10 protein-coding genes are annotated in these 16,549 nt (G+C 57.5%); 6 read left to right on the forward strand and 4 right to left on the reverse strand.

Going from position 1 to position 16,549, the window contains the following annotated elements; translation table 11 throughout:
• The first annotated feature begins 3 nt into the window (after positions 1–3).
• The 6 genes from flgJ to REH59_RS07675 all read left to right on the forward strand — a co-directional run bounded on the left by flgJ (position 4) and on the right by REH59_RS07675 (position 11,968).
• Positions 4–1,158 carry a flagellar assembly peptidoglycan hydrolase FlgJ gene (gene flgJ, locus REH59_RS07650; RefSeq protein WP_047604194.1) on the forward strand — a complete coding sequence of 385 codons (1,155 nt, stop codon included), beginning with the start codon at positions 4–6 and terminating at the stop codon, positions 1,156–1,158.
• 12 nt (positions 1,159–1,170) lie between these two features.
• Positions 1,171–3,201, forward strand: coding sequence for a flagellar hook-associated protein FlgK (gene flgK, locus REH59_RS07655; protein WP_014860307.1), 2,031 nt, complete (start codon positions 1,171–1,173; stop codon positions 3,199–3,201).
• 13 nt (positions 3,202–3,214) lie between these two features.
• On the forward strand, positions 3,215–4,798 hold the full coding sequence (locus REH59_RS07660; protein WP_014860306.1) for a flagellar hook-associated protein 3: 1,584 nt from the start codon (positions 3,215–3,217) through the stop codon (positions 4,796–4,798).
• 72 nt (positions 4,799–4,870) lie between these two features.
• Positions 4,871–8,440, forward strand: coding sequence for a glycosyltransferase (locus REH59_RS07665; protein WP_014860305.1), 3,570 nt, complete (start codon positions 4,871–4,873; stop codon positions 8,438–8,440).
• A gap of 54 nt (positions 8,441–8,494) precedes the next feature.
• Positions 8,495–11,218: a glycosyltransferase gene (locus REH59_RS07670; RefSeq protein ID WP_014860304.1), complete on the forward strand. Its 2,724-nt coding sequence runs from the start codon at positions 8,495–8,497 to the stop codon at positions 11,216–11,218.
• 63 nt (positions 11,219–11,281) lie between these two features.
• Positions 11,282–11,968, forward strand: coding sequence for a glycosyltransferase (locus REH59_RS07675; RefSeq protein ID WP_320450464.1), 687 nt, complete (start codon positions 11,282–11,284; stop codon positions 11,966–11,968).
• A gap of 143 nt (positions 11,969–12,111) precedes the next feature.
• On the opposite strand, the gene REH59_RS07680 is transcribed toward REH59_RS07675, so the two are convergent.
• Genes REH59_RS07680 through REH59_RS07695 form a run of 4 tightly spaced genes read right to left on the reverse strand, consistent with a single transcriptional unit; the run spans position 12,112 to position 15,908 of the window.
• Complete coding sequence (locus tag REH59_RS07680; protein WP_135007150.1) at positions 12,112–12,828, reverse strand: WbqC family protein; 717 nt, start codon at positions 12,826–12,828, stop codon at positions 12,112–12,114.
• Positions 12,825–14,018, reverse strand: coding sequence for a DegT/DnrJ/EryC1/StrS family aminotransferase (locus REH59_RS07685; RefSeq protein WP_014860301.1), 1,194 nt, complete (start codon positions 14,016–14,018; stop codon positions 12,825–12,827). Before REH59_RS07685 ends, REH59_RS07680 begins: the two co-directional genes overlap by 4 nt.
• The gene (locus REH59_RS07690; protein WP_209019175.1) at positions 14,015–15,271 is read right to left on the reverse strand and encodes an aminotransferase class I/II-fold pyridoxal phosphate-dependent enzyme; all 1,257 of its coding nucleotides are present in this window, start codon (positions 15,269–15,271) and stop codon (positions 14,015–14,017) included. Before REH59_RS07690 ends, REH59_RS07685 begins: the two co-directional genes overlap by 4 nt.
• Positions 15,225–15,908, reverse strand: a complete 684-nt coding sequence (locus REH59_RS07695) for a class I SAM-dependent methyltransferase (protein ID WP_128573662.1) — start codon at positions 15,906–15,908, stop codon at positions 15,225–15,227. The genes REH59_RS07690 and REH59_RS07695 overlap by 47 nt, the downstream gene beginning before the upstream one ends.
• Positions 15,909–16,549: the final 641 nt, after the last annotated feature.

Genomic DNA, 16,549 nt, shown 5'->3' on the forward strand with positions numbered 1-16,549 from the left:
CGGATGAACAGCAAAAGCCTGGTTTCCGGCAGTGCCGACAGCGGTGCCTACACCGATCTCAATCGCCTGAGTTCGCTCAAGCATGGCGACCGCGACAGCGATGCCAACGTGCGCAAGGTAGCCCAGGAGTTCGAGTCGCTGTTCATCAGCGAAATGCTCAAGGCCTCGCGCAAGGCAAGCGACGTACTGGCCGACGACAACCCGATGAACACCGAAACGGTCAAGCAGTACCGTGACATGTATGACCAGCAACTGGCTGTGAGCATGTCACGCGAAGGTGGTGGTATCGGGCTGCAGGATGTGCTGGTGCGCCAGCTGTCGAAGAACAAGGCCAGCCAGGCCAGCACCAGCCCGTTTCCACGTACCGAGGGCAACGCCCCGGCGCTGTGGGGCAACAAGGTGGCCGAGCCCGTGCATGCCACCCAGTCGACCGCCACCCGCAACGACGTCGCTGCACTCAACGCGCGTCGTCTGGCGCTGCCGAGCAAACTCACCGATCGCCTGCTGGCCGGCATCGTGCCATCGGCGGCCACTGCAAATACCGCCACTGTGCCTGCCCGTGACGGCCAGCAAGTGGCCAAGGCCTTCGCCGTGCCGGACAACGGCCTGCGCATTGTCGGCCGCGCCGTGGCCCAGCCGCCGCTTGCACCGAACAAGGCCTTTGGCGACAGCGATGAATTCGTCGCCACCATGCTGCCGATGGCCGAACAGGCGGCCAAGCGCATTGGTATCGATCCACGCTACCTGGTGGCCCAGGCTGCACTGGAAACCGGGTGGGGCAAGTCGGTCATGCGCAACACCGATGGCAGCAGCAGCCACAACCTGTTCGGCATCAAAGCCACTGGCAACTGGGACGGCGGTGAGGCGAGGGCGATTACCAGCGAGTACCGTGATGGCCAGTTCGTCAAGGAGACGGCGGCGTTCCGTTCGTACGATTCCTACCAGGACAGCTTCCACGACCTGGTGAGCCTGTTGCAGAACAATTCGCGCTATCAAGATGCGGTGAAGGCCGCCGATAAACCAGAGCAGTTCGTGCAAGAGTTGCAAAAGGCCGGGTACGCTACCGACCCGAATTACGCCAGCAAGATCTCGCAGATCGCAAGACAGATGAAGTCGTACGAGCACTACGCAATGCTCGGTACTGCAACGAAACTTTAAGGGCATGGAACCATGGCGAGTCTGATCAACATTGGTATGTCGGGGCTGGGTGCCGCGCAATCGGGGATGTACACCCTCGGTAACAACATCGCCAACGCCGATGTCGAAAGCTACTCGCGCCAGCAGAACGTGCAGAAGACCAAGGGCGGCCAGCAGGTCGGCCAGGTTTTCATCGGCAGTGGCACCACCCTGGCGGACGTGCGCCGGGTGTACAACGCGTTCATCGAGAACCAGCTGCGCACGACCACCTCGCTGAGCAGTGAGGCGTCCTCGTACCTGGATCAGATCACGCCGCTGGATACCTCGCTGTCCAGTAGCGATACCGGTATTACCGCCGCGCTGAAAACATTCTTCACTGCCATGCAGGATGCGGCGGCCAAGCCGGCGGAAGACTCTTCGCGCCAATTGCTGTTGTCCAGCGCACAGTCCCTGGCCAAGCGTTTCAACACCTTGTCGTCACAGCTCAATCAGCAGTTGAGCAACGTAAACAGCAACATGGCTGGGATTGCCGATCAGGTCAACAACCTGACCAAGACCATCGCAGAACTGAACACTCAGATCACGCGGGTCAGTGCTACTGCCGGCCAGCCCAACGATCTGCTTGACCAGCGAGATGGTGCGGTGCGTGAGCTTAACAAGCTGATTGGCACCGACGTGGTCGAGCGTGAAGGCAACTACGATGTTTACCTGAAGAACGGGCAGGCGCTGGTACTGGGTAAGGCCACCCAGACCTTGGGCGTGGAGCCGAGCGCGGCCGACCCGACCCGTTCGAACCTGATCCTCAACCGCGGCTCGACCAAGATGGACATTACCAGTAGCGCCACGGGTGGCGAGCTGGGGGGCTTGATCCGCTACCGTACCGATACCCTCGACCCGGCCCTCAATGAGCTGGGGCGCGTGGCGCTGGCAGTGGCCGATGCCATCAACAGTCAGCTGGCCCAGGGTGTCGACAAGAACGGCAACTTCGGCGCCACGTTGTTCGGTGATATCAACAGTGCCAAGGCCATTAGTGAGCGCAGCATCGCCAAGTCGACCAACAGCGCTGGCTCCGGCAACCTGGACGTCACCATCAAAGACCCCGGCAAGCTGTCTACCAGCGATTACCAGGTAACCTTCACAAGTGCCACGGGCTACAGCGTGCGTAAGCTGCCGGAAGGTACCGAGATGGGCCGCTATGACCTCAGTGATGACCCCGCACCTGTGATCGACGGTTTCACCTTGTCGCTCAACGGTGGCGGCTTGGCTGCCGGCGACAGCTTCAAGATTACCCCGACTCGCAATGCCGCTGCAGACATCGAAACTGTCCTTACCGACCCCAAAGGCTTGGCGCTGTCGTCACCGCTTACCGCCACCAGTGGCTCGGGCAACAAAGGCACCGGCGTGATCTCCCAGCCCACGCTGACATCGAAACTTGACATCTATGATGCTGCCCAGCGTTCGCAGCTGCAGACGGGGCTGACCTATTCGACTCCGGTCAAGCTGGTGTTCGGTGACAACACCACTTCGCCCCAGGCTTACAAGATGTACGACGCCAAGGGCACTGAGATCGGCAGCGGCACCATCGTGCCGGGCCAGGAGAACAAGCTGCAATTGTCGGTGCCGATGGTGGATGGCAATGGCAACTCGCTGGGCGGCAACTTCACCTTTGAAATGAGCGTTTCCGGCGCGCCACAGAACGGCGACAGCTATACCGTGGGCCTGACCGGCGCAGGCTCGTCAGACAACCGCAATGCTCAGGCGATCATTGACCTGCAGACCAAGTCCACGATCGAAGTGGGTGCCAATGGCAAGGGCATCAGCTTCACCGATGCCTACGCCAAGCTGGTGTCCAACGTCGGTGGCAAGGCCGGCCAGGCGCAAATGGACAGTGATGCCACCAACGCATTGCACACCTCGGCGCTGGACAGCCGCAACGGCCTGTCGGGCGTGTCGGTGGACGAAGAGGTCGGCAATCTGGTCAAGTTCCAGCAGTACTACACCGCGTCGTCGCAGATCATCAAGGCGGCCCAGGAAACCTTCGCCACCCTGATCAACAGTCTTTAAGGAGCCGTAGATCGTGAGCGTACGCATTTCTACTTCGCAGTTTTACAACACCAGCAGTGCCAACTATCAGCGCACCTTCGCCAATAGCGTGAAGAGCCAGCAGGAGGCCAGCGATGGCATTCGTGTGCGCTCCGGCAAGGACGACCCGGTGGGCGCCGCACGTTTGTTGCAGCTGGAGCAGCAGCAGAGCATGTTGAGCCAGTATTCGACCAATACCGTCAATGTGCGTAACGCGCTGGGGACTGCGGAAAGTACCCTGACTTCGATTGGTAACGTACTGCAGCGTGTGAATGAGTTGGCCATTAGCTCCGGTAACGGTGCGTTCACAGATGCTGATCGAAAGGCCAATGCTGATGAACTGGCTTCGTTGGAAGATCAGCTGTTCAACCTGATGAATAGCCGGGATGAAAGTGGCAAGTACATCTTCTCGGGCTCCAAGGGGGATACGCCGCCTTACGTTCGCAATGCGGACGGCACCTACAGCTACCAAGGCGATCAAGGCAAGTTGAACCTGCAAGTGGGCGACATGCTCAGCCTGGCTGCCAACGAAACTGGTTATGATGCTTTCGAACAGGCGCTCAATACTAGTCGGACCCAGACTCAGCTGACTGCGCCGGCGGTCGATGATGGGCGTATCAACCTGTCCAATGGTCAGGTTGCTGGTAGCTCTACCTACAATGATCGGTTCCGTAGCGGCGAGCCGTACACGATCGAGTTTCTCAGCAGCACCGAATACAAAATCACCGACGCCGACGGCAATGACGTGACGCTCGAGGCCAGCCAAGGTGGCAAGTTCGACCCCAATGGCGATAACACCACTATTAGCTTCCGCGGTGTCGACCTGCGCTTGGATGTCACCTTCAAGGACAGCGACAAGGGCAATGAAGATGCTGCTATCGCAGGGCATACGTTCAATCTGAGCTCCAAAGCCGATGAAGTCTCTGGCTCCCGCAGCCCGGGCAATACCTCCTCCGAGCAGGTGACAGGTGCGACCATCACCGACCAGGATGCCTACAAGGCAGCCTTCCCGGCGGGCGGTGCAGTGCTCAAGTTCACCAGCAGTTCGACGTTCGAGCTATACGCGTCGCCTGTTACTGACGATAGCCGACCGGTGGCCAAGGGCTCGCTAGGTGGCCCAAACGGTACGACTGCAACAGCCGCGGGCGTGAGTTTCGAGCTCTCGGGGGCGCCGAGCGCGGGTGACTCGTTTGGGGTGAAGGTGAATACCCACCAGACTCAGAATATGCTCGATACCATCAGCAAGTTGCGTACGGCGCTGACGACGCCGATGGACAGTGATCCGGTTGCCCGGCAGAACTTCCTGGCATCGTTGGATTCAGCCGTTGGTAATGTGGCCAGTGCCATCAGCCAGGTCTCCTCGTCGGTCAGCGCTATCGGTGGTCGTGGGCAGGCGTTGGATGTGCAGGCCGAAACCAACGAAGCGCTGGGCATCGAGAATTCCAAGACTCAGAGTTCTATCCGGGAAAGCGATCCGGCTGAAGTCATGTTGCGCTTGCAGATGCAGACCAACATGTTGCAGGCGTCCCTGCAGTCGTATGCCAAAATCGCGGGGCTGTCGTTGGTCAACTACATCTGATCTAACCGCAAATTTCTGTTTTTGAGAGGGGTGAGCCTTTAGCCGAGCGGTCACCCCGCTAAGTGAGCGCGCGTGAAGGCACATCCTCTCGTCACTATCGCCATCCCGGCATTCAGCAGTGAGTTTTTCCACGGAGCTCTTGCCAGTGCTCTTGCCCAAGACTACCCGAACCTGGAAATCGTCATCTGTGACGATAGCGCCAAGGGCGATATTGAGGTGATCTGCGAGGCACTTGCCGATACCACAGCGGTGCCCCTGCGTTATATACGTAACCCTCGGACCCTGGGGTTCGCCAACAACCTGCTGGCGTGCCTGGCGCATGCTCGTGGCGAACTGATCAAATTTCTTTGCGATGACGATAGTCTGCTCGCCACCTGCATCACGCAACAGTCCCAAGTCCTGATTGAGCACGATTCGGTCAGCGTGGTGAGCAACCAGCGGTTGCTATGCGATGCGGATGGCGTGCTTCTGCCCTCGCGTATGCTCAACTGGCTGATTTCCTCCAGCAGCGCGGTGCTCCACGGAACCGATTTGCTCGATTGCGTGAGCGACAATGCAATCAATCTGTTTGGTGGCATCAGTCATGCCCTGTTTCGCCGGGCTCAGGTAGAAACGTATTTGACGCCTCTGGTGCAGGAGGGAAGTTTCTGCGCTCGTGTGGACATGGCGCTGTATGTATGTCTGTTGCGACGAGGACATCTGTGCAGCCTGGCCCAGATATTGAGCTTGGAACGGGTACATCCGGGGCGCTTGAGCCATCACATTTCCATGACCGAGGCCGCCAAGGCGGAAAGCACCTGGTTGCTGCAAATGCTGCAAGCGCGTACTGGCGAGGTAGCACCGGCCAAAGGCTGGGTGAGGTATCTGCCGTTGCAGGGCTATGGCCCTGGGCCTGAGTGCCTCTGGGAAGAAATGAACCTGCGCAGCGCCTTCGCCGAGCAGATGGATGACTTCAAGCTGCAGGTCGGTACCGACAGCCTAAGCTTCGCTGAACTCTATTCGGAATGGCTTGAGTGCCGGACCCTGTCTCAAGGGCAGGCAGGGTTGCTAGACAGGCGGATCGAGCAGTGGCCATACCGGCCACGTATCCTGGTGGTAGTGCTCGGGGAGGGCGGTGGTGAGCTCGCCTTGGCCACCACTCTGGATAGCCTGGCGACCCAGTCCTTTGCTGCTGGCCGTATTTGCGTAGTGGGTGCTACCTCAGTGGGGGCGCCACTGCCTGGCGTCGAGTACCTGAGCTCGCAGGACCAGGGCGTCGCGGTGCTCAATGAGTTGGTGACCGATGAGGAGCGCTCCGACTGGATCTTCCTCTTGCGGGCGGGCGATCGACTGCATCCACAGGCTTTGTTGCTCATGGCTGAGCGTATGGCGTTGCGTGCGGATAGCCTCTGTATCTATACCGATGAAGGGGCTTACGACGGGCGTGTCTCTACCGATCCGGTGTTCAAACCAGATTTCAACCTCGACCTGATGCGCAGCCAGCCCTATGTCGGGCGTCTCTTGGCGTTCAAGTGCGACCCAGTGCGTCGGCTGGGCGGTTTCGACGAGCGGTTCGTGCGCCTTGCTCCTCATGACCTGCTGTGGCGCATGGTCGAGGTTTATGGCGTACACGTGGTGGAGCATGTCGCCGAGTTGCTGGTGCAGTGCCAGTACACCTATCGCGACTGGCTGGCGGATCCGCAAGGCCAGGCCGAGGCCTCTGTAGTGGTGGAGGCGCACCTGCAACGGTTGGGGATGGCCGCCCGGGTGGAGGCCATTCCCGGTGGGATGATGTCGCGCGTGCACTATGAAAATGTGCACCCGGCGGGTGTGTCGATTCTGATTTGTGCGGGTGCTGACATATTGGCGTTGCAACATTGCGTGGAGTCACTGTTTGAACACACGCGCTACGATGCCTACGAGGTCCTGCTGATTGCCACTGGCAACGAGCCGGCCGAGGTACAAGAATGGCTACACAAGATAGGTGCATTAGGTGGCACTTCGCTACGGCTAGTGGAAGTGCAGGCTCAGGGGCGGGCGGAGGCTCTGAATCAGGCCAGCAAGTACGCCCGTGGCGAGTACCTGTTACTGCTTGATGTCGGCTGCGTAGCATTCGACGGCCCGTGGCTGCACGAACTCATGCTTCATGCGCAGCGTCCTGAGGTTGGGATGGTCGGGCCAAAGCTGTTTGGGCAGGATGGGAGTATCGCCGCTGGTGCCTTGGTTCTCGGCTTCCATGGGCCGGCTGGCAACCCCTTTCAGTGGGGCGCGGCGGCTTCGAGCAATGATTTGAACCGGTTGCACCAAGTGCAGAATTTCAGCGCCTTGAGCCTTGATTGTCTGCTGGTAAGGCGTGAGCTGTTTGAGGTGCTGAACGGCCTGGAAGCACAAGCCATGCCCCATGCCTGGAGTGATGCCGACCTGTGCCTTCGGGCGCGTGAACAGGGCTACCTGGTGGTCTGGACGCCCTACGCCAAACTTGCAAGTGTCCCGCCCCGCACTCCGGCTGAGGTGGACGAGGACGCGCAGGCGCTGGACCAGCAAGCGTTCTACCAGCGATGGCTGAGCAAGGCGGCCAACGATCCGGCCTATAACCATAACCTGAGCCTGAATCTGATTGGTTTCAACCTGGAGCCGGGTGTACGCGGTGGGTGGGACCCGTTCATTGCCAAAGCAGCGCACTCGGTGATGGCGGTGGCGCGCAATACCTCGGGTGTAGGTCATTATCGGGTTATACAGCCGTTCAGCGAACTTGAGCGCGCCAGTTATGTCCAGGGGCGCCTGACGTTCAAGCTGCCGAGTCCGGTCGAGTTGGCGCGGGAAAAAGCGGATACCTTGATCGTGCAGTACCGCTATTCGCCAAGTGACATCAAGCGCATGGCAGAGCTCAAGCAGTTGTGTGACACGCGCTTGATCTTCGAGCTGGATGACTATGCGATCGACCCACCGAAGAAAAACGACCATGCGCGCAACCAGCCCGGCAATGTGCGTGAATTGCTCGGTCAGGCTATTGGATTGTGCGATCGGCTGGTCGTATCTACCGAGCCTTTGGCTGATGCGTTATCGAGTTTCCATCCCGATATTCGTGTGGTGCCCAACATGCTGGCCGCCTCTTTGTGGGAGGGGCTGTGCAGTGCCCGCCAGACGAGTGCAAGGCCGCGAGTAGGCTGGGCGGGAGGCACCAGCCATCGGGGCGATCTGGAACTGATGCTGGGGGTTGTCCAGGCCTTGGCCGGCCAGGTTGACTGGGTGTTCTTCGGTATGTGCCCGTCGGTGTTGCGGCCCTACATCAAAGAGTTCTACCCCAACGTGCCAATGGTGGAGTATCCGCAGCAGTTGGCCAGTCTCAATTTGGATCTGGCGCTGGCACCGCTGGAGCAGAACCTGTTCAACGAATGTAAAAGTAACTTGCGCCTTCTGGAGTATGGCGTGTGTGGTTATCCGGTGATCTGCACGGATATCAAGGCGTATGCAGGGTACTTACCTTGCACCCGGGTTAAGGACAACACCACCGAGCAATGGCTGGCGGCGATCCGCATGCATCTGGCCGACCCGCAGGCGAGTTATCGCCAGGGCGATGCCCTGCGTGAGGCGGTGCTGCGTGACTATGTCCTGACGCCGCACCATGTGCAGCACTGGGCCAATGCCTGGTTGGCAGACTGAACCTTCGCGTATGGCGGAGTTGGCGCTGACCCCCTTATTTGATGCAGGTGTTAAATGAACATAACCGCCAACAGCTACAGCAGTGATGTAACGGTCATCTTGCTCGGTCATGAGCAGGCCGATCATCGTGAGCGGGCGCAATATTATTACCAGCGGGCCGGTGTTCCTTGCGTGGCACTGGCACCGTTACAGGCCGATAGCAGCGCTTCGCTTTGTTGCGAGCGCTTGGCCCAGGCATTGCAGCGTGTGGAAACCCCTTTTGTGGTTCTAGCCTTGGACGCTGACTTCATACTGCCTTGCGCCCTGGGTAATGCTGCTGTTCACCTGCTGGGGGATTCCCAAGTGCTGGGTGCCCAAGGCTATGCGCTGGGCTATGCCATTGGTGATGCGAAGGTGGCATATCACAAGCTGGGTTCGGCATTGACGCCGCAAGTAGAGGATAGCGCCCAGGCCCGTGTGCGACAGTATGGCGCGGCGTCTCAACAGGCCTGGCGTGCCGTGTTGCGTGTGCCTGTTTTGCAGGCTGTATTGTCGCTGCTGCCCGATACGCTGGCACTGGACTTTGCCGGGTGGCGGGTGGCGCTCTCCTATGCGCTGTTGGCGCAAGGGAGGATCGCACGCCTTGAGCAAACCGACGTGGTATGCGAGTACCCAGCCTGCATGACGTCTGTCGTTCGTTGCGAAGAACAGCTGGCCCATACGGTGCGTGTGCTGCGTCAGTGGGATGCGGCAGGGACGAACCTGTGTAGCGATGACTTCAGCTTGCTCAATGATTTTGTCCGCAACACCTATGAAGTGGTCGAGCAGCCACTGCTGTTCACTTCGCTTTGGGCGAGTGTCCTCGATCAACCCAGGCGCGTGTTCGGGCCGCATCAGTTCGTCGAGCTGCCGTACTACAATGCGGCGGTTTTCAATAAGCTGTCGGCGCTGGAGTTCCTCTGTCATGCCTGGCCGACTGGCGAGCGGCAGTTTCGGGCACTGGAGGGGAATTGGGTGCGTCAGCGCGCGCTGTTGCAGGCCTGCCCGAACGATACGCGGGACAGTGCACTGCAGCGGTACTGGCAAGCCCTGGGGTTGGGGCTGTTCAACCGTGAGGTGTGTCAGTGCCTGGTGGGTGCGCTCGACCCAGTCATTGATGCGGACGCAGTACGGGAACTGACGGACTGGCTGTTGCGTTTGGCTGAGGTGCCGGCTGTGGGGCTGGAGCAGGGGTTGGCGTCCACTGCATCTGGCCAGGTGCTGGCGATGCTCGAAGCGATAACTCTACCCTCGGCGGCTCACCAGCAGGTGTTGGAACATCTGGAGAGCGTAGGAGTACCCCAGATCGCGTTCGTCGTGCTCGACCTGGTGGGCGATGATCTGGCCCTGCAGGCTACCTTTGACAGCTTGCTGGCCAGTGGCATACGTCATTTCAAGCTGCTCGTACTGAAGGTTGGCAAACCACCGATAATCACTACTGCGCGTGACACCTTGCATTTTATCCCAGTGACAGCTGACAACTGGGTTGCCCACCTGAACCAGGCCGTGCGTCAGCTTCCTAGTGAATGGTTGATGTTGTTGCAGGCTGGTGAGCAACTGCTCACCGGAGGGCTGTTGCACCTCTCGACGGAGCTGGGCCAGGCGTCTGGCTGCCAAGCCATTTGTGCCAATGAAGTGCAGCGTGATGAGCAAGGATGCTTGCACTCGGTGGTACGCCCAGGTGCTGATTTGGATCTGCTCCGTGCCCGGCCTGGGATGATGTCGCGACACTGGCTGTTACGTCGCCAGGCTGTGCTCGATTTGGGGGGGTATGGCGAAAGCTGTCCGCACGCGCTGGAGTTCGACCTATTGCTACGCTTGGTCGAGGCGCAAGGTATGAGTTGCCTGGGCCACTTGGACGATTTTCTGATATTGGGTGAGCAAGCCACCGAGGCCCTGACCGCACAAGCGGTCAGGGCGCTCGAACGGCATTTGGGGCAACTGGGCTATCAGGCTCAGGTCAGTGACCGGGGTGATGCCGGTTTGCATGTGGACTACCGACATACCACCACGCCCTTGGTCAGCATCCTGCTGGTCAGCGACAATGCCTCTTCCGTCCAGGCCTGCCTGGCTAGCGTCTTGCAACGCACTCGTTATCCCCGTTACGAAGTCCTGCTGGTTTGTGCCGGGCAAAAGCAAGGAGATGACAGTGGTGTCGGGCAGCGCTTGAGCAACCGAGTACGGCTACTGACCTGTGAACCAGGTGCATCACGCAATGCGATGTTGAACCTGGCGGCCAGCCAGGCCCAAGGTGAATACCTGGTGCTGCTCTCTGAACGGTGCGAAGTGATTACACCCGCATGGCTTGAAAGCTTGCTCAACGAGGCTCAGCGCCCAGAGGTCGGGGTTGTGGGGGCCGGACTGTACGCCGCAGATGCAACAGTGACGCATGCCGGTTTTCAACTGCTCAAAGGGGCGCAGGTTTATTCTGCCTGGCTGGGTGTTGGGGGGCGATGGCAGCATGCTGTACATGGCTGCACCGCAGTGTCGGGCGCTTGCATGATGGTGAGTAAAGCGCTCTTTGAGCAATGTGAGGGGATGCAGGCAGTGTCGGGGGCGGATATAGAGTTGTGTTTGCGTGTGCGTCGAGCGGGGTTGTCAGTGGTTTGGGCGCCGTTAGCACATTTGCATGGGATGCCGCTTACCGATGTCGACGCGGGCCAATCGTTGACTGAGCGTTGGCCGCAGGCTTTCAGTGAGCGAGCCTATGACGAGCCGTTGGATGGGAAGGCAGGATTAGCATGGTTGAGCACCCTGTGATGCCTTCCCGTGCCCGGCCTAGCGCCTCGACCCTTTAATTTTCCTGGCAGTTAGAGTGCCTTTATGAAGCCGATTCGAATCGTTTGTGGAACCCGTCTTTCCAAGCAGGATTTCGCAACGCAAAGCGCGTTAGGGCGTTCGCTTGTGTCCAACTACGACGCTTGCCCTGTCGAGATCCGTTTATTTGCCGAGAACACGCAGGGGCTTTCGACGATTTATAACCAAGCCCTTGAGGAGGTCCGGGATGACCCTGCCATCCTCGTGTTCGTTCACGACGATGTACATCTGTGCGACTTCTTCTGGCCTGATCGTTTGCGCGAAGGGCTGAATACCTTCGACATCATCGGTTTGGCGGGTAATGTTCGGCGTGTGATGGGGCAGGTGGCCTGGTTGTTCGTCGATGATCGTTTCACCTGGGATGAGCGGAGCAACCTCACTGGCCGTGTTGGGCATGGCAAGGGTTTTCCTTGTGCGATCTCGAACTTCGGGCCTGCGCCTCTATCGTGCAAGTTGCTCGATGGAGTGTTTCTGGCGGCGGACAGTGAGCGCCTGTTGCAAGCCGGTGTGCGTTTCGATGAGCAGTTTCCGTTCCACTTTTATGATATGGATTTTTGTCGGCAGGCCGAACGCAGCGGCCTTAGCATGGGTACTTGGCCACTGAGTGTGGTTCATGAAAGCGGGGGGGCGTTCGGTTCACCGGCCTGGCGTGAAAGCCTGCACCGTTACCGGCTCAAATACGGTGAAGTTTAAGGTCAAAGAACCATAAGTTCCGGTGCCCACCTGATTTTAGTGGGTACCGTGTACTTGTAGTTTCTCCTTAAAGCTCGAGCCGCTCAGGTATTCGAGAGCCCGGATGAGCTATCTTGGTTATGAGCAGAAAAACTAAGCTAGCCTCAAGCTAGTATTTTAGTATGGCTGCAGAGTAACTGGGCGATCCGCTGAGGTTCGTTCCACATCATTACATCCACAATCGACAAGCCAGGCTCGAATGTATAAGGGTTTGTATCGTACTCGAAGCCTGAAAATTGCATGAATTGAAGTTGGATACCCAGCCGCGAAAAATCCTGAGCATCAAATAGCGCTCGCCCGCCAACTGGATTGAGGTAAGACTTTGCGCCCAGTTGTCGACAGATTTCTGGCGCCCATCCGCCAGGTGTGTTGACGGTGCGTAAGTCCAGATCCAGCGCCGAGCACACACGGTAGTTAAATGGTAATCCGAGATACTCACACACCGATACCAGACCCGCAATGTTGAGGTGCACCAATGAATTACTCGTGGTACGTGAAAATGTCTGTGAAACCAGATCAATGACAGTCTCGTAATAGGGCGCCTTGCGACGATAGTGACTGAGTTTTCCTAAAACGCTGCGTTGGGTGGCCTTGAGGTCGTTAACTTGAGCTTCATGTGTCAGCAACGTGGTCGATGACTGGATCAATGGTGCACTGATGTAGTTCCAGCCTGTTTGTGGATGCAGTACCCTGTTACGATTCATCCACGAGCGTGGTGTGTACTGTGTGACATCGAACACAATCCACTGGTCGGTATGGGCGATCAGTGCAAAATGCCCCAGATAAGGGAAAAAATAGGGCTGCATGATACCCAGCCTCACGCTGACTTCCTCAAAAGTTCGGCCAGTTTCTGAGCATGTCGATGGGCTTGGGAAATCACTTCAACCAAGCGTTCAGCACCGTCCACGTCCAAGGGTTGCCCAATAGGCAATTGCAGGGTCCGCTCGCACAGAGCATCGGTTACCGGTAAGTCAGGTTGCAAGGTAGAGTCTACATAGGGAGGGCAATTGTGCACGCCCGGCGAGAAGTAGCGTCTGGCCAACACGTTCTCGGCATGCAGTACGCTTTTCAGTTCGTTCCGCGTCAATCCAAACGTGGCAGTATCCACCTCACAAACCACATATTGGTAGTTGGTGCGGCTGACCCGTTGAGGTTGTAGCAAACGAATACCCGGTACGTCAGCCAATCCTCGTCGATAGACCTCGAACAACTGTTGGTTACGCTGAAGAATTTGCGGAAAATTTTTCAGGCTCAATAGGGCGATGGCAGCCTGGGCCTCGGACATGCGTCCATTGGCTGTGCGATCGACAGGCACTGGGCGCCCTGCCCCGTAACTACTGCGAATGTTACGCAAGCGTACTGCCAGTTCGTCGTTGTTGGTACAAATACAGCCACCCTCGGCGGCACTGAATACTTTCGTGGCATGGAAAGAGAAGACCTCCAACTCACCTGATCCTCCCACTGGCACGCCCTGGATCTCGCAGCCAAAAGCATGAGCCGAATCGAAGTACAACCCGATACCTCGCTGCTTGCATAGCTCAAGCAGAGCCTGCTGATCACAGACATCCCCCCAGAGGTTTACGGCTAGCACTGCGCTCACCTGCTCATCTTCAATCAGGCGCTCAACATGAAGCGGATCAAGCTGATGGGTTAGAGGGTCGACGTCACAAAACAGTGGCTCCGCGCCAGACCAAGTTAGCGATTGTGCAGTTGCAATAAAGGTATAGGCAGGAGTGATGACCTTCCCTTTAAGTGCCAGTGCGTCGGCTGCCATCATCAAGCCGATGGTGGCATTGGCCACGCAGATGGCATGACGAACGCCTAGGCGCTGTTGCAGTTCAGCCTCCAGTTGCTGTACCAGTGGCCCCTGGTTGGTATAGTACTGTCGCTCAAAAATCCCACGCATGGCCTCCACATAGTCGTCCCAGCCGGGGAAGTAAAGTTGCCCCACCGGCAGAGGCGTTGAAAATGCAGGTTCACCTCCCAGTAGGGTAAGCTTGTGATTGCTCATACAGTCGGCATCTCTTGAATGGCCTTGGCCTGCTCAAATATGAAGCGCATCAAGCGACACACTTCGATAATGTCATCTTCGTTCACGAAATGCCCGCATGGCAGTAGAAGATAGCGCTCAGCGAGATATTCGGTTTGTGGCAACGGTCCTGCCAGGGCAGTATAGCCAGCGGTTTTCATGTGCAGCGGAGGGGAGTAATAGGCCCTTGCCAGTACCTGTTCGGCGTTTAGCAAACGCATAGTCAGCTCACGGGGTAGAGGCCAGTCGTCCAGCAGCTCGATCAGAATATTTTTGAATCCGCAGTGCTCATTTTCCTCAAAGGCCACCAAGCGTATGCCAACAAGCCCTTCCAGTTCTCTTTGATAGATCCTGTAGCGCTGTCGATTATCCGCGACTTGCTGTTCCAGGTTGTCGAGCCCTGCCAGGGCCATTGCGGCGTGTACCTCATTGAGTTTGGCATTCATGCCGAGCTCGACGACATTGTCGGGGGTATAGAATCCAAACCCCCGCATGGCCAGCAAGCGTTTTGCCAGCGCGGCATCGTTGGTTGTGATGTACCCGCCCTCAAAACCGTTCAGCAGTTTGCTTGCGTGCAAAGAGAAACATTCCGCTACGCCGAAGCCTCCAACTTTTCTTCCATTAAAAGTCTCATAAACAGACTCGACAGCATCTATGAACAACGGTATGCCGCTGTCTTCGGAAAGTTGTTCAAGGGATATCACGTCACAGCAGTTTACTATCGGGTGTACCCCCAGTATTAGCGCCGTATCATCATTGATATGTGCGCGCGCCGCCTGCGCACTGATGGCCAGGGTGTCGGCATCTACATCGCAAAAGCGTGGCGTCAAACCAGCCCACGCAGCGACATCAGCCATACGGCGGTAAGTTAAAGAGGGCATCAGCAGTTCTTTTCGCCCAGGCAGTGCTAGAGCACGGATGGTCAAAACCAAGGCCCAAAAACCACTGCAGAAAGTAACGCAATAGCGGGTTCGATGAAACTCGGCCAAGCGCCGCTCAAGCATCTGCACGACCGGTCCATTGTTAGTGTATTGATGCGCCTCGTAGAAAATTCGAGAATAGCTCAGAAAGCGATCGAAGTCGGGAGCTACCAGGCTTGAAGTTGAGCGTGGTGTGTCGAATAGTGGGCTCGCCCCAAAAATGGCAAGGTCCGTGATGGTGTGCTTGGTTTTTTTCAATTGTCGTGCCCTATACATCACGCGCCAGCAGAACATCATAGCGATAATGACCTGCATAAAAATCGCTGGGCATCCTTTGAATCGTGGAATGCCAGCCGCACTCCTCGGCCAAGGCCTTGAACTCAGAAGGACTGCGCCATATACCAATCAAGGAGTCAGCCTTCTTCAGTTCGTGATCATGGGTCCTGCCGTCGGTATAGAAAGCCTCGTGGAGATCCAGGTCAGGGAGGTTGCCAATGAAAATACGGTCAACATTGGTAAAGTCTTCACTCAGGCGAGTCAGCACCCTGCGTGCCGTATGCTCCGGAAAATAGGAAAAACTGCCGTAGCACAAAACTTTGGTAAAACGCTGAGGATTGGGCTCTGATAAAATGTATTCTCCCACATCCGCTAGCACAAACTGGCGCTTTGGTTGTTCGAAATAACGCTTGGCGACGTCAATCAGAATCTCGGAAACATCCACGCCCAAGAAATTTTCGCACTCATCGAAAAAGTACTGTGACAGCGCTCCGTTACCACATGCCAAGTCAAGTAATTGGTCTTCAGGAGAAAACGCCAGGGCATCGCGGATGGCGGAGACAATCATGGAAATCTGCTCATCCGATACGGGCTCGCCGTTGACGGTGCGCTTTATTTGGCGCCAGAAGTCTCCAGGCGCCATAGCGCTCGGGTACTGTTTATAAATGGAATCCATTGTCGCCCCTCATAGATTATGGCTTGGCAACGGCCACCGACCGCTTTGTTCGCTCAAGGTTGGATACCTCGCGCACCCTGGTGTACTCCCCCCATCGATCAGCGCTCTGGAATGATGTACTTGACAACGTCACGGGGTGACCGTGCTCGATCGAGAGCGGGATGATGCTTGGCGGTGCGATGTCGGGTTTCGCCTTGTTGACGTGAGCCTCGCCTCATTTGCCGAAGTGTCAGCTGGCCGCTAGCCGGTTTTCTGACACTTCGAACGCTTTAGTGAAGCGTGAGCAAAAAGCCGGCCAGAAAACCTGGTTCCAAGGTTTTCTGGCCCGCTGGCCTCCATGCGCGAATAGGGTTTGCACCTGCACTGGTGCCAACACTCTCGGTAGCCGTTCGCAGTGCTGGCATTTTCAGAAGTCGACAGTTGATCGATGGTGTTGGCCTGGATATTGCTTTCGGTGTTGTTTTGCCATTAGCGACAGGATCATGACCCTGGTCGTATGCCAAAGACAAATCCGTATTGGATTCATGGGAAGTCGCTTCAGGCCCACTCATTCGCGATGAAATCCCGCAGTCGGTGAGTGACCATGGGCTTGAAGCCTTTTCAGCCTAACGCCAACGTTATATGCGAGGGCGGCTGTGTAC

Source organism: Pseudomonas sp. BO3-4, assembly GCF_034044115.1.
Taxonomy (GTDB): Bacteria; Pseudomonadota; Gammaproteobacteria; order Pseudomonadales; family Pseudomonadaceae; genus Aquipseudomonas; species Aquipseudomonas alloputida.